Origin of the sequence: uncultured Streptococcus sp., from assembly GCF_963521865.1 — a bacterium.
In the GTDB taxonomy this organism is placed as follows: domain Bacteria; phylum Bacillota; class Bacilli; order Lactobacillales; family Streptococcaceae; genus Streptococcus.
Genome location: NZ_CAUQWY010000001.1, coordinates 123,042 through 149,265, shown reverse-complemented (window position 1 = coordinate 149,265; position 26,224 = coordinate 123,042). Strand labels below are relative to the sequence as shown.

Sequence of the window (26,224 nt, the reverse complement as noted above, 5' to 3'; positions counted from 1 at the left end):
TTTAATATTTTTAATAGACAAGATTATGCAGTTGCTTCAGCTATATAAGCATAGATAGCTTCTGGTTCAGAAATTTTAGCCAAATCTTCCAAATGGCCATTTCCTGTAAAGAAGTCCATCAACTGAGCAAGAATATTCGTTTGACTTGAACTTGAGTTATTAATGATAAAGAAGAGCAAGGATACTTCTACTTCCTTATCTGGCGCAATCATATTGTGGAAAGTCACTGGTTTTTCTAATCGAACGACCACAACTTTTTCGGCAAGATTATGAATTGTATCTGTATGAGGAATAGCCACATTCGGCAAATCCTTACCCAAAAATTCCATATCTAAGCCAGTTGGAAATGACTTTTCACGCGTGATCAAGGCTTCACGATAAGTTGGAGTTACGATTTCTCGTTCTTCCAATAAAGTTGCAACCTGATCAAAGAGTTGTTCTTGATTATCCGCTTCTAAGCAAAACACAAGGTTTTTGTCAAAGAAATGATCTAATCCCATAAGGTTTTCCCTTCTTTCCATTAACTTTATGCTATAAGTATAACACTATATGAAATCGTTGTCAATGATTTTCTGTTCTTTTTTGTCTCTTTTTTTATATTTTTGTTGTTTTTATAGTTTGACTTATAAAAACAAACACATAAACAAACATATTAAACATTTTTTGTTTTAATACTCAATGAAAATCAAAGAGCAAACTAGGAAACTAGCTGCAGGCTGTACTTGAGTACGGCAAGGCGACGTTGACGTGGTTTGAAGAGATTTTCGAAGAGTATTAAAACTAAAAAAGCAGACCATTTAAGCCTGCTTTACTATTGATTCTGATATAATTTTGCTATTAATAAGAAAAGCAATTATGATAACTTATTCTTCATCCATACTCAAGACGCTGAGGAAGGCTTCTTGTGGAACTTCTACTGATCCGATGGCTTTCATACGTTTCTTACCAGCTTTTTGTTTTTCAAGGAGTTTGCGCTTACGAGAAACGTCACCACCATAACACTTGGCAAGTACGTTTTTACGAAGGGCCTTGATATCAGTACGAGCCACAATCTTGTGTCCAATAGCTGCTTGAATTGGAACCTCAAATTGTTGACGAGGAATGATTTTCTTGAGCTTATCAACGATGAGTTTCCCACGTTCGTAGGCAAAGTCCTTGTGAACGATGAAGCTGAGGGCATCCACCTTGTCTCCGTTGAGAAGGATATCCATTTTCACCAGCTTAGATGGGCGGTACTCTGACAATTCGTAGTCAAAGCTTGCATAACCACGTGTTGAAGACTTGAGTTTATCAAAGAAGTCGAAGACGATTTCAGCAAGTGGAATTTGATAGATAACATTGACACGATTATCATCGATATAATCCATAGTCACAAAGTCCCCACGCTTACGCTGAGCTAATTCCATTACTGCCCCGACAAACTCCTGTGGTACCATAATTTGCGCCTTAACATAAGGCTCTTCAATGGTCGCAATCTTAGTTGGGTCTGGAAACTCAGATGGGTTTGACACATCCATAGACTCCCCGTCGGTCAAATTAACCTTGTAGATAACGGATGGAGCTGTCATGATGAGGTCGATATTGAACTCACGCTCTAAACGTTCCTGGATAACATCCATATGGAGAAGTCCAAGGAAACCACAACGGAAACCAAATCCAAGTGCCTGAGATGTTTCTGGTTCAAACTGAAGACTAGCATCATTCAGTTGCAATTTTTCAAGCGCTTCACGTAGGTCATTGTACTTGTTTGACTCGATAGGATATAGACCCGCAAAGACCATAGGATTCATCTGCTTGTAACCATGTAATGGCTCTGTCGCAGGATTGGTTGCCAAGGTAACAGTATCACCCACACGAGTATCCTGAACAGTCTTAATAGACGCCGCAATATAACCAACATCACCAGTCGCAAGGAAATCACGACCAACTGCTTTAGGTGTAAAAATACCAACTTCGGTCACATCAAAGGTCTTGCCATTACTCATAAGCTGAATCTTATCGCCAGGTTTGACAACCCCATCCATGACACGCACTTGAAGAATAACTCCACGGTAAGCATCGTAAACCGAGTCGAAAATCAAGGCCTTAAGTGGCGCCGTCACATCACCCGTTGGAGCTGGCACTTTTTCTACGATTTGCTCAAGGATGTCTTCGATACCAATACCAGCTTTAGCTGATGCTAAGACTGCTTCGCTGGCATCCAAACCAATGACATCTTCAATCTCTGTACGCACGCGCTCAGGATCTGCAGCTGGTAGGTCAATTTTGTTAATGACTGGCATGATTTCCAAATCATTGTCCAAGGCTAGATAAACGTTTGCAAGGGTTTGGGCCTCAATACCTTGGGCAGCATCGACCACCAAAATCGCTCCCTCACAGGCAGCGAGTGAACGTGAAACTTCATAGGTAAAGTCAACGTGCCCCGGCGTGTCAATCAAGTGGAAAATATAAGTTTCCCCATCTTTTGCAGTGTAATTGAGTTCGATGGCGTTGAGTTTAATGGTAATCCCACGTTCTCGTTCTAGATCCATGCTATCTAAAAGCTGGGCCTGCATTTCACGACTTGAAACCGTCTCTGTTTTTTCCAAAATGCGGTCTGCTAGAGTCGACTTCCCGTGGTCAATATGGGCGATAATAGAGAAGTTACGAATCTTCTCCTGTCGTTTTTTCAATTCTTCTAAGTTCATGATTCTCTTCCTTTCAGGGTATCTATTTATTATAAATTGTTTTTGACATTTTGACAAGACTATACCCTGCTAGGAGTACTAATCTTCAGCAACAAAGCCGTCATTCTCAATAAAGTGGTGTTCTGTCATTCCTTGGTCTGTAAAGACAATCCCGTGAAGGACACCACCATAGACAGCTCCTCCATCCATTCCAATCTTGCCATCTTCTGTAGTCCAAAGCTCAGCTGTACCACGCTCTTGCTTTAACAAACCATAAACTGGTGTATGCCCAAAGACAATGATTTTCCCAGTATGATTTTCTGCTTCGTGGAATGGTTTTCTAAGCCAGACCTTTTTATAATCTGTGGTTTCATGCCAGTCGCCCAAGGTCAAATCAATACCTGCGTGAACAAAAATATACTTGTCTGTCTCTACCACAAAAGGCATTTGACGAATGAATTCGACCAAGTCTGCTGCTTCGGTAGCAACTCGCTTGGCATCCTCAACTCCATCAACTGGTGCATCCAAGGGACGACCTAGGATAGAGTTAATGGTTGTATCTCCACCATTACGGCGATAGTGATCATAGCTTTCTTCTGGATCATCGAGCCATGTCAAAAACATATACTCGTGGTTTCCTGATAAACAGATAGCCCCTTGATTGTCCACTAAGTCCTTGACCATTTCAAGAACACGGCGACTATCTTCACCGCGGTCAATCAAATCCCCTAGAAAGAGCAACTGGGTCTGACCATCCCATGTTTTGAGAAGGTCTTCTAGCATCGCTGCTTTTCCATGAACATCTCCAATTACATAATAGTCTGTCATCTTATTTCTCCCTATTTCTCAACAATTCTCTGGCTTGTGTCAGGGCAGCTTCTGTCACATCATCACCTGCCAACATCTTGGCAACTTCCTCCACTCGCTCTTCGACCGTCAAAAGACGAACAGTTGAAACGGTTGAATGCTCATTGCTAATCTTCTCAATAAAGAATTGATAATCCGCAATCGCAATCACTTGTGGCAAATGGGAAATAGCCAGAACCTGACCATGCTGGCCAATCTTGTGAATCTTCTGTGCAATAGCCTGAGCTACACGGCCTGAAACTCCTGTATCCACCTCATCAAAGACTATGCTGGTCTTGCCTTCTTTACGAGAAAAGGCAGACTTAATGGCTAGCATGAGACGAGATAATTCCCCACCAGACGCAACCTTGACCAAGGGTTTAAAGTCTTCTCCAGGGTTGGTTGAAATGTAAAACTCGACCATTTCATTTCCCTCACGGCTGAATTTGCCCTTGCTAAAACGAACTTGAAACTGGGCTTTTTCCATATAAAGGTCTTGCAGTTCTTGTTTAATCTCAGCTTCAAGCTGCTGAGCCAAGTCATGACGAGCAGATGCAAGCTGGCCTGCCAAATCAACAAGATTGACTTCCAATTTCTTGAGCTCTGCTTCCATGTCCTCAGACGAAAGGTTATTACCTGTCAAGAGATTGTACTCTTCTGTAATCTTAGCAAAGTAAAGCAAGACATCGTCTACAGTCCCACCATACTTACGGGTAATGGTATGAAGGAGGTCCAAACGATTCTCAACCTGCATGAGACGATTGCCGTCAAAATCAAGGTCCTCAATAATAGCTTCCAAACGTTTGCTAATGTCTTCTAAGACATAGTAGGTCTCAGACAGAGAGCTTGAAATTTCACGGTATTCAGGGTCATACTCTTCGACACTTTCCATGTCATTCATGGCTGAACGAACATTGGCCAGACTTGAAAATTCTTCATTGTCTAACATACTGTAGGCATTGGTTAGGGTATCCGCAATATTTTTATGGTTGAGAAGTTTATCTCGCTCTTGATTGAGAACTAGGTCTTCACCTGCTTGCAAGTTTGCTGCCTCAATCTCTGCCATTTGAAATTCCAACATTTCGATACGTGCCTTGTGTTCCTGCTGGTTTTTCTTGACTTCCAGAACCTGCTTGCGCATTTTTCGATAGGCATCAAAACTCGTTTGATAGGTTTCTTTCAAGACCCAAAAAGCTGCGTCGCCAAATTCATCCAACATCTGGATATGAAGTTGGGGACGCATTAACTCCTCTTGGTCATGCTGACCATGTATATCTACAAGATGTTGCCCAATAGCACGTAAAACAGACAGATTAACCATCTGGCCATTCACACGACTGATACTCCGACCATTTTGCAAGATTTCCCGACGGATGATAATTTCATCCCCCATTTCCAAACCTTGCTCATCAAAAATTTCCTGTAAAAGGCGACTATTTTCAACTGAGAAAAGCCCCTCAATCTCTGCCTTTGGCGCACCATGACGAATAACATCTGTCGTCGCACGAGCTCCCAACATCATATTCATGGCATCAATGATAATAGACTTCCCTGCACCCGTTTCACCAGTCAGGACAGTCATTCCCTTTTCAAAATTGAGGGAAATAGCCTCAATAATGGCAAAGTTTTTTATCGAAATTTCAAGTAACATATAGACCTACCAATTTTTTACTTGTTCAAAGATTTCCTCAGCTAGACTTTCACTTCTGGCAATGACTAAAATCGAGCTATCATCAGCTAAACAGCTAAAAATCTTGTCAGCAAAAGTCTCGATTAACTGAACTTTTACAAAAGCTGTATTTCCTGGGATAACTTGGAGATTGATCATCTTATCCATCAATTCAGCTGACTCAATATTGTCTTCAGCCAGTTGCAAACTTTTTACGATTGATTTTGGCAATTCATAGACATAGGTGTTGTCTCTCAAAGGAATCTTGACAATACCCAGTTCTTTGATATCCCGTGATACCGTCGCTTGAGTGGCAGTGATTCCTGCCTCTTTCAAATGTTCTACGATTTCTTCTTGTGTACCGATTTGATAATCTGTCACAAATCGTCTAATTTTTTCAAGTCTCTCTTTTTTATTCATTTTTAAATTGACTATGCGCCCTCTCTACTACTTCTTCAATATCAGCAAGAACCTGATTGCTTGCTGACTCTTCTTTTTTCAAATACGCTAAAAATTCAATATTTCCATGTCCACCTTGGATGGGAGAAAAGTCCAATCCAAGGACTGAAAAGCCTTCCTCTACTGCCATAGCTGTGACAGATTCAAGGACATTCTGATGAACCTTGGCATCGCGAATAATTCCATTTTTCCCAATCTGCTCACGCCCTGCCTCAAACTGGGGCTTAACCAGAGCCACAACCTGACCTTGATTTGCCAAGACTCGGTGCAAGGCCGGCAAAATCAGACTGAGGGAAATGAAACTCACATCAATACTGGCAAAGCTAGGTTCCTGCTCGAAATCAGTCTTTTCAGCATAGCGGAAATTAAACTGCTCCATGCTGACAACCCGTGGGTCTTGGCGTAATTTCCAAGCCAACTGATTGGTACCAACATCAACTGCAAAGACTAACTCAGCACCATTCTGCAACATAACATCGGTAAAGCCTCCAGTAGAAGCACCGATATCAATCGTTGTAGCTCCTTCCACTGACAAATCAAAGACCTGCAAGGCCTTTTCTAATTTCAAGCCACCACGGCTAACATACTTGAGTTTCTCCCCCTTGAGTTTTAACTCGGTGTCATCTGGAATTTTCTCTCCTGGTTTATCAAACCGTTCTCCATTCAGGACTGCTACGACTAGACCAGCCATGACACCACGCTTGGCCTGCTCTCTCGTTTCAAACAAGCCCTGTTTATAAGCTAGTACATCCACTCTTTCCTTAGCCATTGATTCTCAAACTTTCTACTACTTTCACAATCGATTCTATTTCAAAGGGAACCTGCTGGGTAATTTCTTCTAATTTTGCATTAGCTTGATCCAAAGTCTGGTTACAAAAGGCAATGGCCTCTTCCAAGCCCAACAAGGCTGGGTAGGTTGACTTTTCAGCCTGTAAATCCTTTTGAGGTGTCTTGCCGATTTCCTCAAAACTAGCTGTCACATCCAGTACATCGTCCCTGATTTGAAAGGCAAGCCCAATCAATTCACCAACAGTTTTCAGCTTCACCTGCATTTCAGGTTCCAATTCGGCTATAATAGCAGCCGCTTGGAAGGGATAAGCTAGTAGTTTTCCAGTCTTATTAGCATGAATAGTCTGGAGTTCTTCCAAAGACAAGTGTTGGTGTTCACCCTCCATGTCCAAAACTTGCCCTGCCACCATACCCAGACTTCCTGAAGCAAGCGATAAGTTGACAATCAAGTCTACCTTTATCTGACTTGGCAAATCTGCCTGCGCTATCAAGGCATAAGGATCCAGGAACAAAGCATCTCCAGCCAAAATTGCCATAGCTTCGCCGAATTTCTTATGATTGGTCAAGCGTCCCCGACGGTAATCATCATCATCCATAGCTGGAAGATCATCATGAATCAAGCTCCCTGTATGAATCATTTCCAAGGCCGCAGCTACCTGCGCGTGAGCAGGTTTAATAGCGACCCGCAAGGCTTCCAGAACTTCTAACAAGAGAAAGGGTCGAATACGCTTGCCACCAGCATGAATGGAGTAGAGAACAGACTCTCGCAAACTAGAGGCAAACTGCTGGTCTCCATAAAAGTCTTCCAAGGCCGACTCGACAAGAGCTAATTTTTCTTGCTTCTTCATTCAAAATCACTCTCTGTTCCGTCTTCTTGCATGACCTTGACCAAGGTCTTTTCAGCCTTGTCCAACGTCGCTTGGAGCTCTTTTGACAAGACCATGCCCTTTTGAAAGGCAGCAATCGCATCTTCCAGAGCAATTTCACCATTTTCCAAACTTTGGACAATGGTTTCCAGTTCTGCTAGATTTTCCTCAAATTTCTTTTGTTTTGACATCTTTAACCTCTAATTCTACTTGACCATCTCGCATCAAAAGCGTCACTTGGTCTTTTTTCTTCAAACTCTCAACCGAATCTACAACGGACTCTTCTTTCTTGACAATAGCATAGCCACGCGCCACAATTCGGCTGGTATCCAACATCAGCAAAGCTTCTGAAAGTCGCTTGACCTCAGCAACCTTGGCGTCATAAACCAGCGCCATTTGGCTACGTAGGAGCTTATCCAACTGACCTAGACGATCTTGATAACGTTGAATTTTAGTAACAGGTGATAATTGAACCAGTCGATGCGTCCTTGCTTGGACTAGTTGGTTGCTGTCAGAAATCCGTGTTCGCAAACTTTGTTTTAAGCGCAGTTGCAGTTGATCCAAGCGTTGCAAATAACCGTCATACAAGCGCTCTGGCTGTCTAAAGATAACAGACTGACTGCATTTTTTCAAAGCTTCTTGTTTCTTCGATAGGACATTTCGGACTGCTGTTGCCATCCGCTTTTCCTGATTTTGCAAATGAGCCAATACATCTAACTTGGTCACAGGTGTTGCTAGTTCAGCAGCAGCTGTTGGTGTGGCAGCGCGACGATCTGCCACAAAATCCGATAAAGTCACATCCGTCTCATGCCCCACACTAGAGATAACTGGTAAACGAGATTCAAAAATAGCTCGTACCACAATTTCCTCGTTAAAGGCCCAGAGATCCTCAATAGAACCTCCACCACGACCAATAATCAGCAAATCCAAATTGTCCCGTTGATTAGCACGCGCAATATTACGAGCAATTTCCTCCGCAGCCCCTTCACCTTGAACCTTAGTCGGATAGAGAAGGATATCAACACCTGGAAAGCGCCTGCTGACGGTCGTGATAATATCTCGAATAACAGCTCCACTGCGACTGGTTACTACACCAATTCTCTTTGAAAACTGAGGAAGAGGTTGCTTGAAGCGTTCTTGAAACAGGCCTTCTTCTGTCAATTTTTTCTTGAGTTGTTCAAACTGAATCGCAAGCGCCCCAACCCCATCAGGCTCAGCCTTTTCAATGATGATGGAGTAGCTACCACTCGGTTCATAGACCTGTACACGCCCAATCACATTGATCTTCATCCCTTCTTCCAGATCGAAACCTAATTTCTGATAAATTCCAGACCAGATGGTCGCTTGAATGACTGCGTGGTCATCTTTTAGGGAGAAATATTGGTGAGTAGGTCGTTTACGAAAGTTGGAAACTTGACCAGTTAAATAGACCCGTTCCAAGTAAGGGTCTTTATCGAATTTCATTTTCAGATACTTGGTCAAAGTTGTTACCGATAAATACTTTTCCATCTCCACCTACTATTTATTTTCTTGCTCTTTCATGGGTATTATTATACCAAAAATATGCCTAAAAATCTCCATTTATGTACCATTATGAGAGAAAAATAGAAAAAGGAGGCAAGGCCTCCACATCTGATTATTTGCTATTTCGAGCTTCTTCCAAAATCTTTGCAATCTTGGTCGTCAACAGGTCGATAGCAACTGTATTGCTGACTCCTTCAGGAATGACGATATCAGCATAACGCTTAGTTGGCTCGATAAACTGGTGGTACATAGGTTTGACCACACCTAAGTACTGGTCAATAACGCTATCAAGGCTACGTCCACGCTCTTCCATATCACGCTTGATACGACGAATAATGCGCACATCATCATCCGTATCCACAAAAATCTTGATATCCATCAAATCACGTAGGCGCTTGTCCTCCAAGACCAAAATCCCCTCAACGATAAAGACATCTTGAGGCTCCTGACGATAGGTCTTGCTACTCCGTGTATGCTCTGTATAGTCATAAGTCGGGATGTCCACCGGACGACCTGCCAACAATTCCTTAATCTGCTCAATCATCAAGTCTGTATCAAAGGCAAAAGGATGGTCGTAGTTGGTTTTGACACGCTCTTCAAAGGTCAAATGAGACTGATCCTTATAGTATGAATCATGCTCAATCATGGAAATCTTTTCATCAGGAAAATGCGATAAAATGGCTCTTGAAACACTGGTCTTACCACCACCAGAACCACCTGTCACTCCGATAATGATTGGTCTATTTTGCATGCTATCCTCCGTTTTTTTATCCGTCGTCTATTCTATCATATTTTTAGCAAAATTTATAGTCTGATTTGGATAGTCTAGGGGAAACAACACTCCCTACACCTCAGTTAGACTAGCTAAAAACCTTCCTTGGCTTATAGAGATTGTCCCGTTTTTCTAGAATGGCTAGTAATTTATCGTCTTCAAAGGCAGCTAATTCTTGTTCTGTTTGGTCGAGTTCAATAAAACGACCAAAGCGCACTTCTGTAGCCTCTTCTGGACTTAGGAAAACTTTGACGAGGTCCCCTGTTCCAATCTCTAGAGGATGGAGAAAGTCCAGCTGACCAGCCTCCACTTTTGCAGCAATTTCTTCCAAGGTAAGAGCATCTTCTAGTTGCAAACCAGCTGCACTAGTTCGTGTCAAATGTGACATATGGGCAGCATAACTCAATTTTTCTCCTAAGTCAACAGACAAGGTACGAATATAAGTTCCCTTACTGCATTTCACACGAAAAGTGAATCTTGCAAGTTCGCTCTCATAAGAAATCGGACTTGTCCGCTCAAATTGATAAATGGTCACCTGACGTTCTGGACGTTCCACTTCCTGACCAGAACGCGCATACTCATAAAGCTTACGACCATTGACCTTAACAGCTGAGTACATAGGCGGAATCTGGGTAATAGGCCCAGTCAGACTCGCAATTGCTTCGTCAACAATGGTTTCATCCAAGAGCGACAAAACAGGTGTTTCTGCGACCACTTCTCCACTGGCATCCTCAGTCGTCGTGGAATAACCTAGAGTGATTTCCCCCTCATAGACCTTGCCCTCATCCTGCATAAACTCGACCATACGTGTCGCCTTGCCAACCGCAATGGGCAAAACGCCCACTACATCTGGATCCAAGGTCCCACCATGACCAATTTTCTTAGTTCCCAAAATCTTACGCAGTTTAAAAACCGCATCATGCGAGGTCATCCCCGCTTCTTTTCTTAAGTTGATAATACCATTCATTTTTGCTTTCTACTCCCCCTTCAGAGCTTCAAATTTCGCTTTCATGGTTGGATTTTTTCGAGTTAGTTTTTTTACTGAAACGTCTTCCAACTTGTTGTTAGCGAGACGGAGTTGGTTTTCAGATGTTGTCAAGAATTTCTTAACCTCTTCCATGCGCTTAATAGCCTTATCGATTTCGTCGATGGCTTTGCCGAAGTTGGTTGAAGCAGAGTTGTAGTTTTTCGCAAAAGCTACTTTGAAGGCATCCAAGTCTTCCTCAAAGTGGGTAATATCGATATTCTGCTCCCGAACAAGCGCTAACTCTTGCTTGTATTTTAGGGAATTAAGCGCCGCATTACGCAAGAGCCCAATCAACTGGATAAAGAATTGAGGACGAACCACATACATCTTTTCATACTCGTGGCTGACGTCAACAATCCCTGTGTTAAAGTAGTCATTATCAGCCTCAAGCATGGTTACCAAAACTGCATATTCACAGTTCTTTTCACGACGATCCTTGTCCAATTCCTTATAAAAATCCACGTTCTTGTGCTTCTTCTCTGTCCCGTCCGCTTCATTCTTCATCTCAAACATGATGGAAATGATTTCGACCCCATTTTCATCACATTCACGGAAGATAAAATCCCCCTTAGACCCACGCGCTGAAACCTTGTTATCCTTCTCAAAGTAGGCATTTGGAAAGGCAAAACTGCGGACCTTGTTAAACTCACTCTCTGCATACTGTTCCAGACTTTCTCCAATGGCTTTTGTAGATTGCTGGGCTTTGAAATTCTTATAGAACTCGACCTGTTCACTTGCTGCTTTGAGCTGTGCTTCATAGTTTTGCTTAACTGAAGCAAGAGAAAGCTCGTTTTCTTTTTCTTGTAATAGGAGCTGATTTTTGACCTGATCGCGTTCTTTTTCTAGGTCAGAAAGAGTCTTTTGCAGTTGATTTTCATGCTCTAAACGCAAGGTGGCCAATTGGTTTTCCAAGGCCTGCACTTCCTTGTCCTTGGCCAAGAGAGCCTGATTGCTTGTCTGTTCAACCTCTTTCTTGGCCAATTCTTTTTCTGTATCAAAGTTTTGGATTTGACTCTGCAATTGCGCAATTTCTTTGTCTTTTTGAGCCAGTTTAGACTGTTGTTCATTCATGGCCTTTTGCTCAGCCAAGGCCAGTTCCTGCCTCATCCTATCGTGCAGTTCCTTATCAAACTCTGCTGTTCTCACTTGAGACAAGAGTTCAGCATACTGACTTTCATTTACTGTAAAGACCTCCCCACAGTTGGGGCATTTGATTTCGTTCATATCATTCCTCTTTCTAGACTTCTTTAACCATTATATCATGTCTGAGGGAAAATCAAAAACAGTGAGTCGAAACCCACTGTTTATCTTCTTTTTCTTTAAATTTTTTCCAAGGCCAAACGCAAATCTTCAATCAAATCATCTACATTTTCAAGTCCGATTGACAAACGGATTTGGTTTGGTGTGACACCTGCTGCTTCAAGATCTTTTTCTGACAACTGACCGTGAGTGGTTGTAGCTGGGTGAACAACAAGAGACTTGGCATCTGCCACGTTTGCTAGGTCAGAAAAGATTTCTAAATGATCAATTACCTTGCGTGCTTCTGCCTCCCCACCTTTGACATGGAAGGTAAAGATTGAGCCCACACCTTTTGGCAAATATTTCTCAGCCAAAGCATGGTAAGGACTATCAGCAAGTTTTGGATAGTTGACTTTTTCTACCTTAGGATGGTTGACAAGGAAATCAACAATTTTCTCTGCATTTTGCACATGGCGTTCCACACGAAGAGAGAGGGTCTCAAGTCCTTGTAGTAACAAGAATGCATTAAATGGGGACAAGGCTGCACCTGTATCACGGAGCAATTGAACACGGACAGCTATAATAAAGGCAGCTGCACCCACATCACGAGTATAGCTCAAATTGTGATAGCTTGGGTCTTCCTCAACAAATTGAGGGAATTTCCCTGAAGCTGCCCAGTCAAAACGACCGCTATCGACAATTACTCCTCCAATAGTCGTACCATGCCCACCGATAAACTTAGTCGCAGAATGAATAGCAATATCTACACCATGAGAAAAAACGTTAATCAAATAAGGTGTAGCAAAGGTATTGTCAGAAACAAGTGGAATTTGATGCTTATGAGCAATCTCTGCCAATTTTTCCAAATCTGGAATATTAATCAAGGGGTTGCCCAAAGTTTCAATCAAGACAAGCTTAGTATTGTCATTGATAGCTGCTTCCACTTCCTTCAAATTATCAACATCGACAAAGGTTGTTGTGATCCCATAACGAGGAAGGGTTTCTTTCAAGAGATTGAAGGTTCCACCGTAAATAGTTGATGCTGCTACAACATGGTCACCAGCATGGGCAAGTGCCAAAATTGTATAAGTCACTGCAGCCATACCAGATGCTGTTGCAAGAGCTCCGACACCACCTTCGAGAGCTGCAATTCTTTCTTCAAAAGCAGCCGTTGTAGGATTGGTAATACGAGTATAGATATTACCTGGCTTTCTCAAGGCAAACAAATCGGCACCTTCCTGCGTGTCATCAAAAACAAAGGATGTTGTTTGATAAATCGGCACTGCACGAGACTTGGTAGCTGGATCCACAACTTGACCAGCGTGTAGTTGCAAAGTTTCAAATTTAAAATCACGAGTCATAAAACGACCTCCAAATAGTTTGATTAAGGATATTGTAGCACCTTAAGGTATAGTTTACTAATATTAGTTTTCTATATTTTGATATAATAAATAGCTATTGCCTTATTTTAAAAATGAAAAAGGCACGACTCAATCGTGCTCATTTTCTTAATCTACATAAGTATCTTCATTTTTATTGAGGAAGGCATACGGAAGACCCATCAAGAGACCTCCTCCGATAAAGTTTCCGATGAAGGTTACCCCCCAGTGACGAAGCATATTTCCAACACCGAAGTTAGCAATTGAATCCGCAGCAACACTGAATTTCACAATCGCGAAAGAAGCAAAGTTCGCAGCAATGTGCTCGTTTGTTAAGAATACAAACATGTAAATTGCTGACAAAACAAGCCAAAGTTTGGCACCACCATCTTTGACCAAAACAAATGAAAGAATCGCAATATTTACGAAAATATTTGCTAAAATCGCCTCAAGCAAGATTAATTCATTTGAACGGCCTAACTTCATCTCAACAACCCCTGAGATGAAACTATCATGAGTCAGATGTGCATAGGCTGCTGAATGAGCAAAGCCCCACCCTGCTATCAAGGCTCCGATAAGGTTGAACAAGGTACAGTAAAGTAAAATCTCAGCTGTTTTTCTCCAAGAGATTTTTTTCAAGAAACTACCAGCAGTCAAGAACATCATGTTTGATGTTACCAACTCGGCATTCAAGAAAACAATGTAGGCCAATCCCCAAGCAAAGACAAAGGGGAAGAGGAATCGTCCACTACCTGGCGCAATTTTATTAATCAAGTCAGCCCCAACTGCACCAGCAGCTGTACTGAAGGTCAAAAATGCACCTGCAAACATAGAACGAATCGCATACTTAAATTTGCTTTGGCTATAAAGACTTTCTTTCTTCTTGCAAGCAAATTCAATCTTTGAGATAAATTCTGAAGAAACCATAATAAACTCCTAAAACTTTTATTTGTGATAATTATAACATAAAACAGATATAAAGAAAAGCCTTTCCTAATTGTATTTTTAATAAATTTATAAATCTAGTAATCGTTTACATTGTTTTAATAACAAGCTTTTAGAATTTTTAATTGTCCGAATTTAGAGATTGAGTAGAATCATTTTTGTTCTATTTAATATATTTATTACTAAATAGAAGAAAATAATTTCTCCGCACCCCTACTCTGACTCTTCTTAATCAACATATATATCTTCATTCTTATTTAGAAAGGCATACGGTAAACCAATCAGAAGTCCTCCACCTATAAAGTTAGCAATGAAGGTAACTCCCCAATGTCGAAGGATATTTGGTAGATCAAAGTGAGGTACTTGATCAGCAATCATGCTGAATTTCATAATACTAAAGGAAGCAAAATTGGCAGCAATGTGCTCATTGGACAAGAAGACAAACATGGAAATAGCTGATAAAATGATCCATAGTTTGGCGGCACCATCTTTAACTAGTATAGATGAAAGAATGGCAATATTTACAAATACATTGGCAAGAATTCCCTCAAGCAGGACTAAATCACTTGGACGCGCCAATTTCTTGGCTACAAGCTTAGGAAGGAAACTATCATGAGTCAAATGGGAAAAGGCTGATGAGTTGGCAAAGGCCCATCCAGCTACCAAGGCACCAATGAGATTAAACAAAGTACAATAGAGTAAAATAATCATTGCCTTTTTCCAATCAATCTTTTTCAAGAACACTCCAGCTGTTAAGTACATCATATTGGAAGTTATCAATTCCGCATTTAGAAAGACGATATAGGCCAGCCCCCAAGCAAAAACAAATGGGAAAAGGAAATACCCACTACTTGGAACAATATTATTTAATAAATCCGCACCAATAGCCCCAGCAGCTGTACTAAAAGTTAAAAAAGCACCTGCAAACATGGAACGAATAGCATACTTGGACTTACTTTGATTGAAAAGACTTTCTTTCTTGTTGCAATAATAATCTATCTTCGAAATAAACTCTGAAGAACTCATAAACATCTCCTATTTTTTTATATTTATTATTATAACACATTTTTTTGAATGAGTAATCATTTTCTTAAATTTATAACATTTGTATTGATTTATACTCAATGAAAATCAAAGAGCAAACTAGGAACCTACCGCAGGCTCTACTTGAGTACGGTAAGGTGAAACTGACGTGCTTTGAAGAGATTTTCGAAGAGTATTAGCATTACATAGTATGCTTATAAAACAAAATAAAAAGAATCAGTAGAACTAGATGTTTACTGATTCTTTAACTATTAATAGCGTTGTTTATACGGTTGATTGAAGGCTGTTAGAACTTCTTCAGGTGTTTGTGAATAGTCTTTTGTATCTTTCAAATCACCTTTTACAATAATCCGCTCTGTCGCATCATAGTCCACACAAGTTACAAGTGTGATCTCATCAACACCACTACGGTCATCAATCTCATCCACACGATCTGGTGTTACATGCTTAACCTCATGAATGACATAAGTATAAACCTTATCCTTATCAGTCAGATAAATTTTCATACCATTTTTAGCATGTGATAAGGGAGAAAATAGCATCTGACTGGCATTTTCCGCCGTGAAGATATGATGGCTCGCAAGTGAATAGTTTCCTTTCCCCATCACTTGATCACGCTTCATTGTACCAGCTCCATAGAAAAGATTGACATTATCAAGACCTTTAAAAATAGGTAAGTTAATTTCTACTTCAGGAATAGCAATCCCACCAATAACTGGTAATTTTTGCGAATTCCATTGTGAGGATAAGACAGCTTCTGATGAAATGGCTTTTACTGAGTCAAAGTCAAAATTACCTTCTGTATCTTGATTTTCTTCCAATTTTTCTTTTGATACCTGGCTAACTTGATACTTGTTAGTATTCCAAACCATGAAAATATCACGAATTTTGGAATTAAAGATTAATGCCAGTGACAAGAGGATCAAGAATCCTGCCAAGACATTGATTAGTAAATTTTTACGGTTTGTTTTCTTATTATTCTTTCTATGAGACATTATGCTTCACCTTCTATTTCGTTTTCTGTCCCAACTTCTTCTTTTTCTGACGCTGCTACCGTTGTAAAGGTCACAATTTTAGCATCCTGATCCAAGCGCATCACTTTAACTCCCATAGTTGAGCGCCCTGTTTGTGAAATATTGGCAACGTTGGTTCGAATCATGACACCTGTATCAGTGATAATCATCAAATCTTCATCACCTTTAACAGTCAAAAGACCTGATAGAGGACCATTTTTTTCAGCTACATTAGCCGTCTTCATTCCTTTACCACCACGACCTTTTGTTGGATATTCAGTCGCAACTGTGCGCTTACCGTATCCTTTTTCTGTAATGATAAGAACCTCGTCCTGGTCTGTAATCACACTAGCACCAACTACTGTATCTCCTTCACGAAGATTGACACCTTTCACACCAGTAGCGATACGACTCATGCCTCGAACGGCTGATTGATTAAAGCGAACTGCATAACCAAGCTTAGTACCAATGATAATATCCGTATCTTCTTCCGTCAACAAGACATTAATCAACTCATCTTCATCTTTGAGGTTCAATGCCTTAAGTCCATTTTGACGAATATTAGCAAACTCCTTAACGCTGGTTCTCTTCACAATACCATGACGAGTTGTGAAGAAGAGATAAGCGTCATCGCTGCGTTCAGATTCAACATTGATGATGGTCTGAATACTTTCACCTTCATCCAATTTCAAAAGATTGACAATTGGCAATCCCTTAGCGGTACGACCATATTCAGGAATTTCATAGCCTTTCAGGCGATAGACACGTCCTTTATTTGTAAAGAAGAGTAGGTGATCATGGGTGCTAGTTGACACTAATTCACGGACAAAATCGTCATCCTTAACTCCTGTTCCTTGAACACCACGCCCCCCACGTTTTTGAGCAGTGAACTCACCTTGGTCTAGACGTTTGATGTAACCTTTGTTAGAAAGAGTGATCAAGACATCTGATTCTTCAATCAAATCCTCATCTTCGAGACTTAAGACTTCACCAACCATCAATTCAGTACGACGTTGGTCACCAAACTTACGCTTGACTTCGTCCAATTCGTCTTTGATGATTTGAGAAACACGTTCTGGCTTAGCAAGAATATCTGCTAAATCCGCAATCAGAGCCAAGAGGTCATCATACTCAGACTGAATCTTATCACGTTCTAAACCTGTCAAACGACGAAGGCGCATATCAAGGATGGCTTGACTTTGACGTTCAGAAAGCTTAAACTTGCTCATCAACTCAGCTTGAGCTTCCGCATCCGTTTCACTAGCACGGATGATACGAATCACTTCGTCGATATGGTCTAGTGCGATTAAGAGACCTTCTAAGATATGAGCACGCGCTTCTGCTTTTTCCTTATCAAAACGGGTACGACGAACAACCACTTCTTTTTGGTGCTCGATATAAGCATCCAAAATCTGACGAAGAGACAAAATCTTCGGTACCCCATTTTGAATAGCCAACATATTGAAACCAAAGTTGGTTTGCATCTGGGTCATCTTGAAGAGGTTATTGAGGATTACATTGGCTGAGGCATCACGCTTAACTTCGATAACAAATCGAACCCCTTCACGGTTTGATTCATCACGGACTGCTGTGATTCCCTCAATGCGTTTTTCTTGAACCAAACGAACAATATGCTCATGCACCTTGGTTTTATTGACCATATAAGGAAATTCAGTTACTACGATGCGCTCACGGCCAGTCTTAGTTTCTTCGATTTCTGTACGAGAACGTAGGACAATAGAACCTTTACCTGTTTCATAAGCCTTATGAATGCCTGATTTCCCCATGACAAGGGCACCTGTTGGAAAATCTGGACCAGGCAAGACTTCCATCAAGTCCTTAGTGGTCACTTCAGAATTGTCCATGACCAACTTCACCGCATCAATGGTTTCTCCAAGGTTATGAGGTGGAATATTGGTTGCCATCCCGACAGCAATACCAGTTGCTCCATTAACCAAAAGGTTTGGAAAACGCGCTGGCAAGACCAAAGGTTCACGTTCATTGGCATCATAGTTATCAACGAAATCAACTGTATTTTTATTGATATCACGAAGCATTTCCAGAGCAATCTTGCTCATACGTGCCTCAGTGTAACGCTGGGCGGCAGCACCATCGCCATCCATGGAACCAAAGTTCCCATGGCCATCTACAAGCATGTAACGGTAGCTCCACCATTGAGCCATACGGACCATAGCCTCATAGATAGAGGAATCTCCGTGTGGGTGGTATTTACCCATAACATCCCCTGTAATACGAGCAGATTTTTTATGGGGTTTATCTGGAGTAACACCCAATTCATTCATTCCGTAGAGAATCCGACGGTGAACAGGTTTCAAGCCATCTCGAACATCAGGAAGAGCCCGCGCAACGATAACACTCATGGCGTAATCGATAAAGCTCGTCTTCATCTCCTTTGTCAGATTGACATTCACTAAATTTCTATCCTGCATTAATAAATGCCTCATTTCACAATTAGTAATTAACTATATTATACCATAATGTCCGCTATATTTCAGGTATCTAAAATCACTAAAACGTTTACATCAAGAACTGAAATGCATATCCGTGACAAAGCTTTTTAAAAGTGATAGAATTGAAATAACTGGGGAACACCCTGAATAAAATTAAGGAGATGTTTAGACAAATGACACTAACTAAACAACACAAAAAAGTTATCCTTGTTGGTGATGGTGCTGTAGGTTCATCTTACGCTTTCGCCCTTGTTACTCAAGGAATCGCACAAGAACTTGGTATTATTGAAATTCCTCAATTGTTTGAAAAAGCAGTTGGTGACGCTGAAGACCTTAGCCACGCCCTTGCATTTACTTCACCAAAGAAAATCTACGCTGCTAAGTACGAAGACTGTGCGGACGCTGATCTTGTTGTTATCACTGCTGGTGCTCCTCAAAAACCAGGTGAAACTCGCCTTGACCTTGTAGGTAAAAACCTTGCTATCAACAAATCAATTGTTGAGCAAGTTGTTGCTTCTGGTTTCGATGGCATCTTCCTTGTAGCAGCTAATCCAGTTGACGTCTTAACTTACTCAACTTGGAAATTCTCTGGATTCCCTAAAGAACGCGTTATCGGTTCTGGTACTTCTCTTGACTCAGCTCGTTTCCGTCAAGCCCTTGCTGAAACAATCGGTGTTGACGCTCGTTCAGTCCATGCCTACATCATGGGTGAACACGGTGACTCAGAATTCGCTGTTTGGTCTCACGCTAACGTTGCTGGTGTTAAATTGGAACAATGGTTGCAAGCAAACCGTGACTTGAATGAAGCTGACCTTGTTGAACTCTTCATTTCTGTTCGCGACGCTGCATACTCAATCATCAACAAGAAAGGTGCTACATACTATGGTATCGCTGTAGCCCTTGCTCGTATCACTCGTGCAATCCTTGATGACGAAAATGCCGTGCTACCACTCTCTGTATTCCAAGAAGGTCAATATGGTGTTGAAAACGTCTTTATCGGTCAACCAGCTATCGTTGGGGCACACGGTATCGTTCGTCCAGTAAATATCCCATTGAACGACGCAGAAACTCAAAAAATGCAAGCATCTGCAAAAGAATTGCAAGCTATCATTGACGAAGCATGGAAAAATCCTGAATTCCAAGCAGCTTCAAAAAATTAATTTAAATAGCTTGATAGACTAGCCAAAAAGTCTTTAAAATCAAAAAAACGCATATTATCAGGTATAGAAATCCTTGATAATATGCGTTTTATTGTGGAAAGATTTATTTCATTTTCTGTTAAAGTATTCCTAGAAATGAATTTGACTTTATTAATCAATTTGTTCATTGCTTATTTCATTCGATTATAAATCGCAATTAAAAAGTTATGCCTCCTAGACAAAAAAGAGCCCATCATACAGGCTAGAAAGCTCGATATGATAGGCTTTTTTATTTTAATTAACGTACTGTGCGGATACGCATTGTGTTTGTACGTACAGCTTCTCCAAGTGGCACACCAGCTACGATAACGATATCGTCACCAGATTGTACAAGACCTGCTTCAACTGCTTTACGTTCGGCAATTTCGAACATATCATCAGTTGATGATGGAGCATCTGTCAACATTGGGATAACACCCCAGTTCAACATCAATCCACGTTCTGTCAATTCGTCAAATGTCAACGCCAAGATGTCAGCATTTGGACGGTATTTAGAAATCAAACGTGCAGTGTGACCTGTCTTAGTAAGAGTTACAACCAATTTAATGTCCATTGAGTTAGTAGCATCTTTAACAGCTGAAGCCATTACTTCTGTCTTAGAGTTACGTTCGAATGAATCTGAGTTCAAACGTCCGTATTCGTTAAGAAGAGTTTGTGCGTTCTTGTCGATTGTAGCCATTGTAGTTACTGACTCAAGTGGGTATTTACCATTTGCAGACTCACCTGAAAGCATTGTAGCGTCAGTTCCGTCGATAACAGCGTTAAATACGTCTGATACTTCTGAACGAGTTGCACGTGGTTTTTCAGTCATTGTTTCAAGCATGTTTGTTGCAGTGATAACAACTTTACCAGCGGCATTAACTTTCTTGATGATCATTTTTTGGTAAACTGGAACCATTTCGAATGGTACTTCGATACCCATATCACCACGAGCAATCATGATACCGTCAGCAGCTTCGATGATTTCATCCAAGTTGTCGATACCTTGTTGGTTTTCGATTTTAGCGAACAATTGAACGTGTCCGTTTCCAGTTTCTTCACAGATTGCACGAACTTCGTTGACGTCTTTTGCAGTACGTACGAATGAAATCGCGATGAAGTTGATACCTTGTTCAAGACCAAAGCGGATATCATCGTTATCACGTTCAGCAAGAGCTGGGAAAGGAATTTTAGTGTTAGGGATATTAACACCTTTTTGTTTAGCGATTACGCCATCATTTTCAACTTCAACTTCAAATTCACGAGTCGCATCATCTTTAGCAACTACACGAAGACCAAGTTTACCATCGTCAACCAAAACTTGACGACCAACTTCAACATCATCATAGATATCAAGAGCTCCGGCAACGTTCAATGCAATCACATCACGAGTTGATTGAATTCCTTGTTTAGTTGCAACACGGATTTTTTCACCAGTTGTGTAAGAGTACTCTTTGGCATCTCCTTCAAACAATTCTGTACGGATTTCTGGTCCTTTAGTATCAAGAAGGAAACCAACTTTTTTACCTGCAAGTTTTTCAGCAAGTTTAACAGTTGCCATACGGTCACCTTGTTCTTGGTGGTCACCGTGTGAGAAGTTGAAACGGAATGTATTAGCACCAGCTTCAATCAATTTAGCAATGTTTTTAGCAGAAGCTTCAACATCAAGTTTTCCACTCCAGTATCCGTCATCACCAAATTTTTTACCACCACGGATCTCTACCGCAGGACCTAAAGTTGCAACGATTTTTACACGTTTGTTCATGATTTTTGTGACTCCTTTATATATATGACCTCTTTGGTCTTATTAACTAATTTTTAAATTATGACAAGCTCTTATTCAAACTAGAAAGTTCAAGATCAGCTTTATGTGGATTATTAACCACAATCTTACCATCTGCAGTCAAGCTAAACAATGCCCCTTCTTCTGCAGTACCAAGAATTGGGTTTTCAACCATTTTCTCATTACGGATACCAACCGCAACGCCACCGATACCTTCTTTAAGAAGTTTAACGGCATGGGCACCCATACGTGATGCCAATACACGGTCACGAGCTGTTGGAGAACCACCACGTTGGATATGTCCAAGTTCTGTCACACGAAGGTCGCTTGTATCGCCAGCTTCTTTAAGTTTTTGACCAAATTCAGCTGCTGACATAACACCTTCTGCCAAGACGATGATGTTGTGTTTTTTACCACACTCATAGCCAGCTTTAATGCTTGCTACGATATCTTCCATCTTGAAGCCTTCTTCAGGGATGATGATTTCATCAGCACCAGTAGCAATACCTGCCCAAAGAGCGATATCACCAGCGTTACGTCCCATAACTTCGATAACAAAAGTACGACGATGACTTGATGATGTATCACGAATCTTATCAATAGCGTCCATAGCAGTCGTAACCGCTGTGTCAAAACCGATTGTGAAGTCAGTACCAACGATATCGTTATCGATTGTACCTGGAAGACCGATAGCTGGGAAGCCATGTTCAGTCAAACGCATAGCGCCGTGGTAAGATCCGTCTCCACCGATAACAACTACACCTTCAATCCCGTGTTTTTTCAATTGCTCAATCCCTTTAAGTTGCCCTTCAAGTTGAGCGAACTCTGGGTAACGAGCTGAGTGAAGGAAAGTACCACCACGAGAAATGATGTCTCCTACTGAAGCAGCATCTAGGGGATGAATTTCACCAGCAACCATACCAGCATATCCATCATAGATACCAAATACTTCCATTCCTTCTGAAATTGCTTGACGAACAACTGCGCGGATGGCAGCATTCATACCAGGGGCGTCTCCACCACTAGTTAAAACAGCAATACGTTTCATTTGGTTTATGCTCCTTTTTCTTTTAACATTCTTACTGATTATATCACATTTAATTAGAAAATTCTTCTATTTTCCGTAATTTTAGTGATAAATCGTTTTCATAGCAATTTTATTCAATTTTGCTTCTAATTCATCAGATTTAGCTACAAAATGATGAGGAGATACAATGGTTTTCTGTTCCTCTTCATACCTGATGATGACTGGGATTGTTCCTTTATATAGCTCTAAAATACGTGAAATTTCTTGATCCGATTCATGATTTTTCACCTGAATCCAAAAGCGTTCCGCAACTGCTTCTCTTATTTCTTGTGCAATCATTTGCAGACGACCATCACGTGACTGGACTTTCCCTTTGATATAGTAGAATGCTCCCTCTCTTATTTCCTGTCCAACCTGCCGATATAGGTCTGAAAAAAGGGTAACATCCAATTTTTTCTTACTGTCATCTACCTGTAAGAAGGCCATATTTTCACCCTTTTTGGTGCGAATAGTTTTAATTTTTTGAATTTCTACCAAGATAATGGAGTGACTATTTTCTGACAAATTTCCAATTGGTGTAATCGGATAAATAGCCTTACTTGCGATAGTTTGTAGGGGATGTTTGCTGACACCTATCCCTAAAAGTTCTTGTTCCATATAGAATTTTTCTTGATCTGTCCAATCTTCCGATTCCTGCCAACTATAAATAGTATCTCCAAATAAACTTCCTAACTCTTTTACAAATTCAAATAGATTAGCTAAGTTATTAAATACTTTTTGACGATTTTTTTCAAATGAATCGAAAAGGCCAACTTTTACCAAAGGTTCTAGCAGAGGAAGTTTCAGATAATTCTCAGGTAATCTAGCTATAAAATCTTCAATGTTAGAATAAGGTCTATTTTCAATAATCCAAAGCGCCAAATCTTTGCTGACTCCCTTAATCGATTTCAAACCTAGATAGATAGACTTATTGGCAATTTTATCGTGATAGGGAATGGTGTTAATTGACAGAGGGGCTACTTCAAATCCTGCTTCTAGAGCATCCATTAAGTAATCACTGTTGGAAGAATTTAACATGACCTGATAAAAGATGGCTGGATAATGCGTTTTGAAATAGGCCAACTGGAAAGCCAAGGCTGAGTAGGCATAGGCATGAGAACGGTTAAAACCATAACCTGCAAACTTCTCCATAACATCAAAGACCTGCTCTGCCTTTTCCGCAGTATGACCAGCTTCTAAGGATCCTTGAATAAAGGAAGCCCTCATCTCATGCATGGCAGAAGCATCCTTTTTCCCCATAGCCCGACGCAAAATATCGGCCTTTCCGAGACTAAATCCAGCAAATCGCTGAGCAACCTGCATAACCTGCTCCTGATAGAGCATAATACCATAAGTTGGAGCCAAAATATCCTCCAGAGCTGGATCCAGAACTGTCACTTCTTCCTGCCCATGCTTTCTTGCCACAAAATTATTGATATAGTCACTAGCACCTGGTCTATTTAGAGAAGTAGTCGCTACGACATCTTCAAAACAGACTGGTTGAACACGCTTAAGCAGACGAATAGCACCAGGTTGCTCAAATTGAAAGATACCTTTTGTATTGCCATAGGCAAATAAAGCTAACGTTTCTTTGTCTTCCAAATCAATCTCGTCGATAGCTATCTTAACACCTTCTGTTTCAGCAAGCAATTCTTGCATCTTCTGGACAAAGGTCAAATTTCGCAGTCCCAGAAAGTCCATCTTCAAAAGCCCACTTGCTTCAACTCCATGAGCATCATATTGAGTCAGTGGAATTTCGTCACCATGCTTTAGAGGGATGTAGTTGGTCAAATCTTGGTCACTGATCACAACACCAGCCGCATGGACAGAGGTTTGTCTTGGATAGCCCTCTATCTTGCAAGCAATCTCAAAGGCTTTTTGGTATTCTAACTTACTATTGATTTGCTGACGAAACTGGAGATTGCCCTCATAGGCTGACTTTAGATTATCACGAAAACTGATTTTCTTGGTAATTGCGGACAATTCATACTCTGGCACACCAAAACGCTTCAAAACATCACGTAAAGCTTGCTTGGCCCCAAAGGTAGAAAAAGTAACGATTTGAGCCGCATGCTTACTACCATATTTATTACCAACATACCTGATAAAATCTGGACGATAAATATCTGGAATATCAATATCAATATCAGGCATGGTATAGCGTTCACGATTGAGGAAACGTTCAAAAATCAGATTCTTCTGAACTGGATCAATCCCTGTAATGTCTAAGGCATAGGAAACCAAGCTACCAACTGCAGAACCCCGTCCCATTCCCATATAATAGCCATTCGAACGTCCAAAACGCAATAAATCCCAGACAACCAAGAAATAATCATCAAAGCCCATATCATGAATAACAGCCAATTCTTGGTTTAGACGTTCTTGATATTCTTTACTAGACAACCCCTTCTGAGCAAGTCCCAATTCAGCACGTTCTCTCAACTCTTCTACTGCTGGTCTAGCTGGATTAAAACGAGGCAGTTTCAGACTAGTATCCAAGTCATAAGAAATGCTTGAAATCAGCTTTTCTAAATTGTCCAAGGCTTGCGGAAAACGTTCTTGGAATAATTTCTCTAAAGAACTTGCCGATATAAAGACATCTTGTCGTGAGCGCAAGGGAACTTCTCTGAGGGGGAGATTTTCTTTAATCGCTTTTAATACTTGTAAAACTTCTCTATCCCTGCTTTCAAAAGCATTGACCCGATAAAGGGGCAAGATTGGATGATGAAATTCGCTGTCCAGTGTTTCTGGATAAACCCCAATATAATAATCACAGCCTAGATTTAGAGACTCAAATCTATCAAAATAAGGTACAATAACCGCGATATCCTCTAGGTACTGGGACAGTACTGACCATGTTTTCTCCCCCTGCATCTTGGCTGTTGAAAGCTTCATCAACTGCTGATAGCCCACACTAGATAGGGCTAAAAAGCGCAGATTCACTTCCTGCTCATCCACTAAAAGAGTCATTTCAAGCCCTAGTAGAGGATGAATGCCGTATTTTTTTGTGACTTCTAGAAAATCGAAAGCTCCATAAAGGTTATCAATATCCATCATAGCCAGATGAGTGTAGCCATAGTCTTTAGCTGCTCTCACATACTTGTCTATCGAAATAACGCTCTCCATAAAACTATAAACTGTTTTTGTATCTAGTTGTGCGATCAATTTACACTTCTCCTCTATCCTTCTCACTTTATTATACCATTTTTCAAAAAGAGAAAGACAAAAGCATCGAATCCTGTCTATATTTTATCCTTAAAGTAAAATTTTTTGAACGAAAAAAGTAAAAATACATTTAAAAAATCAAATGCTCCGGTAATTTTTTTACTTTTTTATCCCAAGAAGTGAATATATCTTTTAAAACAGAAAGACACATTCAATTGACTTAGTTACTATAATAACTTGTTTTAGGCTATAGAATAGTACTTGTTTTTCATATAAACGATATTCATTATTATTGAATTAATTTCTTTCTCATTTAATGATTC

The 26,224-nt window shown here is 40.6% G+C and carries 21 protein-coding genes; 1 reads left to right on the top strand and 20 read right to left on the bottom strand.

Annotated elements, in window-relative coordinates; genetic code table 11:
* Window positions 1–23 precede the first annotated feature (23 nt).
* The 17 genes from RWO85_RS00730 to gyrA form a co-directional block, all read right to left on the bottom strand.
* Complete coding sequence (locus tag RWO85_RS00730; protein ID WP_169435153.1) at window positions 24–500, bottom strand: PTS sugar transporter subunit IIA; 477 nt, start codon at window positions 498–500, stop codon at window positions 24–26.
* Window positions 501–863: 363 nt separating this feature from the next.
* Window positions 864–2,687 carry a translation elongation factor 4 gene (gene lepA, locus RWO85_RS00725; protein WP_172921817.1) on the bottom strand — a complete coding sequence of 608 codons (1,824 nt, stop codon included), beginning with the start codon at window positions 2,685–2,687 and terminating at the stop codon, window positions 864–866.
* A gap of 78 nt (window positions 2,688–2,765) precedes the next feature.
* The gene (locus tag RWO85_RS00720; RefSeq protein ID WP_314413346.1) at window positions 2,766–3,494 is read right to left on the bottom strand and encodes a metallophosphoesterase family protein; all 729 of its coding nucleotides are present in this window, start codon (window positions 3,492–3,494) and stop codon (window positions 2,766–2,768) included.
* 1 nt (window position 3,495) lies between these two features.
* On the bottom strand, window positions 3,496–5,163 hold the full coding sequence (gene recN, locus RWO85_RS00715; RefSeq protein ID WP_314413344.1) for a DNA repair protein RecN: 1,668 nt from the start codon (window positions 5,161–5,163) through the stop codon (window positions 3,496–3,498).
* A gap of 6 nt (window positions 5,164–5,169) precedes the next feature.
* On the bottom strand, window positions 5,170–5,601 hold the full coding sequence (locus RWO85_RS00710; protein WP_314413342.1) for an arginine repressor: 432 nt from the start codon (window positions 5,599–5,601) through the stop codon (window positions 5,170–5,172).
* Window positions 5,594–6,409 (bottom strand): TlyA family RNA methyltransferase, encoded by an 816-nt coding sequence (locus RWO85_RS00705; protein ID WP_218493904.1) that lies wholly within the window; start codon window positions 6,407–6,409, stop codon window positions 5,594–5,596. Before RWO85_RS00705 ends, RWO85_RS00710 begins: the two co-directional genes overlap by 8 nt.
* Window positions 6,402–7,277, bottom strand: coding sequence for a farnesyl diphosphate synthase (locus RWO85_RS00700; RefSeq protein WP_314413341.1), 876 nt, complete (start codon window positions 7,275–7,277; stop codon window positions 6,402–6,404). Before RWO85_RS00700 ends, RWO85_RS00705 begins: the two co-directional genes overlap by 8 nt.
* Entirely contained in the window at window positions 7,274–7,486 is a 213-nt protein-coding gene (locus RWO85_RS00695; protein WP_000043226.1) for an exodeoxyribonuclease VII small subunit, read from the bottom strand. Before RWO85_RS00695 ends, RWO85_RS00700 begins: the two co-directional genes overlap by 4 nt.
* A complete protein-coding gene (gene xseA, locus RWO85_RS00690) occupies window positions 7,464–8,804 on the bottom strand; it encodes an exodeoxyribonuclease VII large subunit (protein WP_314413340.1) in 1,341 nt (446 codons plus the stop codon). Before xseA ends, RWO85_RS00695 begins: the two co-directional genes overlap by 23 nt.
* A 127-nt stretch (window positions 8,805–8,931) precedes the next feature.
* Window positions 8,932–9,570 carry a uridine kinase gene (gene udk / locus RWO85_RS00685; RefSeq protein ID WP_001181376.1) on the bottom strand — a complete coding sequence of 213 codons (639 nt, stop codon included), beginning with the start codon at window positions 9,568–9,570 and terminating at the stop codon, window positions 8,932–8,934.
* 109 nt (window positions 9,571–9,679) lie between these two features.
* On the bottom strand, window positions 9,680–10,558 hold the full coding sequence (gene truB, locus RWO85_RS00680) for a tRNA pseudouridine(55) synthase TruB (protein WP_314413338.1): 879 nt from the start codon (window positions 10,556–10,558) through the stop codon (window positions 9,680–9,682).
* A 9-nt stretch (window positions 10,559–10,567) separates the two neighbouring features.
* Window positions 10,568–11,842, bottom strand: a complete 1,275-nt coding sequence (locus tag RWO85_RS00675) for a DUF2130 domain-containing protein (protein ID WP_314413337.1) — start codon at window positions 11,840–11,842, stop codon at window positions 10,568–10,570.
* Window positions 11,843–11,937: 95 nt separating this feature from the next.
* Window positions 11,938–13,218 carry an O-acetylhomoserine aminocarboxypropyltransferase/cysteine synthase family protein gene (locus RWO85_RS00670; protein ID WP_314413336.1) on the bottom strand — a complete coding sequence of 427 codons (1,281 nt, stop codon included), beginning with the start codon at window positions 13,216–13,218 and terminating at the stop codon, window positions 11,938–11,940.
* A 147-nt stretch (window positions 13,219–13,365) separates the two neighbouring features.
* On the bottom strand, window positions 13,366–14,163 hold the full coding sequence (locus RWO85_RS00665; protein WP_000254773.1) for a formate/nitrite transporter family protein: 798 nt from the start codon (window positions 14,161–14,163) through the stop codon (window positions 13,366–13,368).
* 246 nt (window positions 14,164–14,409) lie between these two features.
* Window positions 14,410–15,207 (bottom strand): formate/nitrite transporter family protein, encoded by a 798-nt coding sequence (locus RWO85_RS00660; RefSeq protein WP_314413334.1) that lies wholly within the window; start codon window positions 15,205–15,207, stop codon window positions 14,410–14,412.
* 269 nt (window positions 15,208–15,476) lie between these two features.
* Entirely contained in the window at window positions 15,477–16,220 is a 744-nt protein-coding gene (locus tag RWO85_RS00655) for a class A sortase (RefSeq protein ID WP_314413331.1), read from the bottom strand.
* A complete protein-coding gene (gene gyrA, locus RWO85_RS00650) occupies window positions 16,220–18,688 on the bottom strand; it encodes a DNA gyrase subunit A (RefSeq protein ID WP_314413330.1) in 2,469 nt (822 codons plus the stop codon). Before gyrA ends, RWO85_RS00655 begins: the two co-directional genes overlap by 1 nt.
* Before the next feature lie 194 nt (window positions 18,689–18,882).
* Here gyrA and RWO85_RS00645 point away from each other — a divergent pair, with 194 nt between their 5' ends.
* On the top strand, window positions 18,883–19,869 hold the full coding sequence (locus tag RWO85_RS00645; protein ID WP_247934378.1) for an L-lactate dehydrogenase: 987 nt from the start codon (window positions 18,883–18,885) through the stop codon (window positions 19,867–19,869).
* Between the two features lie 277 nt (window positions 19,870–20,146).
* Here RWO85_RS00645 and pyk read toward each other — a convergent pair whose 3' ends face one another.
* The 3 genes from pyk to RWO85_RS00630 all read right to left on the bottom strand — a co-directional run bounded on the left by pyk (window position 20,147) and on the right by RWO85_RS00630 (window position 25,901).
* Window positions 20,147–21,652, bottom strand: a complete 1,506-nt coding sequence (pyk, locus tag RWO85_RS00640) for a pyruvate kinase (RefSeq protein WP_314413329.1) — start codon at window positions 21,650–21,652, stop codon at window positions 20,147–20,149.
* Between the two features lie 58 nt (window positions 21,653–21,710).
* Window positions 21,711–22,718 carry a 6-phosphofructokinase gene (pfkA, locus tag RWO85_RS00635; RefSeq protein ID WP_020900675.1) on the bottom strand — a complete coding sequence of 336 codons (1,008 nt, stop codon included), beginning with the start codon at window positions 22,716–22,718 and terminating at the stop codon, window positions 21,711–21,713.
* A gap of 81 nt (window positions 22,719–22,799) precedes the next feature.
* Complete coding sequence (locus RWO85_RS00630) at window positions 22,800–25,901, bottom strand: DNA polymerase III subunit alpha (protein ID WP_314413327.1); 3,102 nt, start codon at window positions 25,899–25,901, stop codon at window positions 22,800–22,802.
* Between the last annotated feature and the right edge of the window lie 323 nt (window positions 25,902–26,224).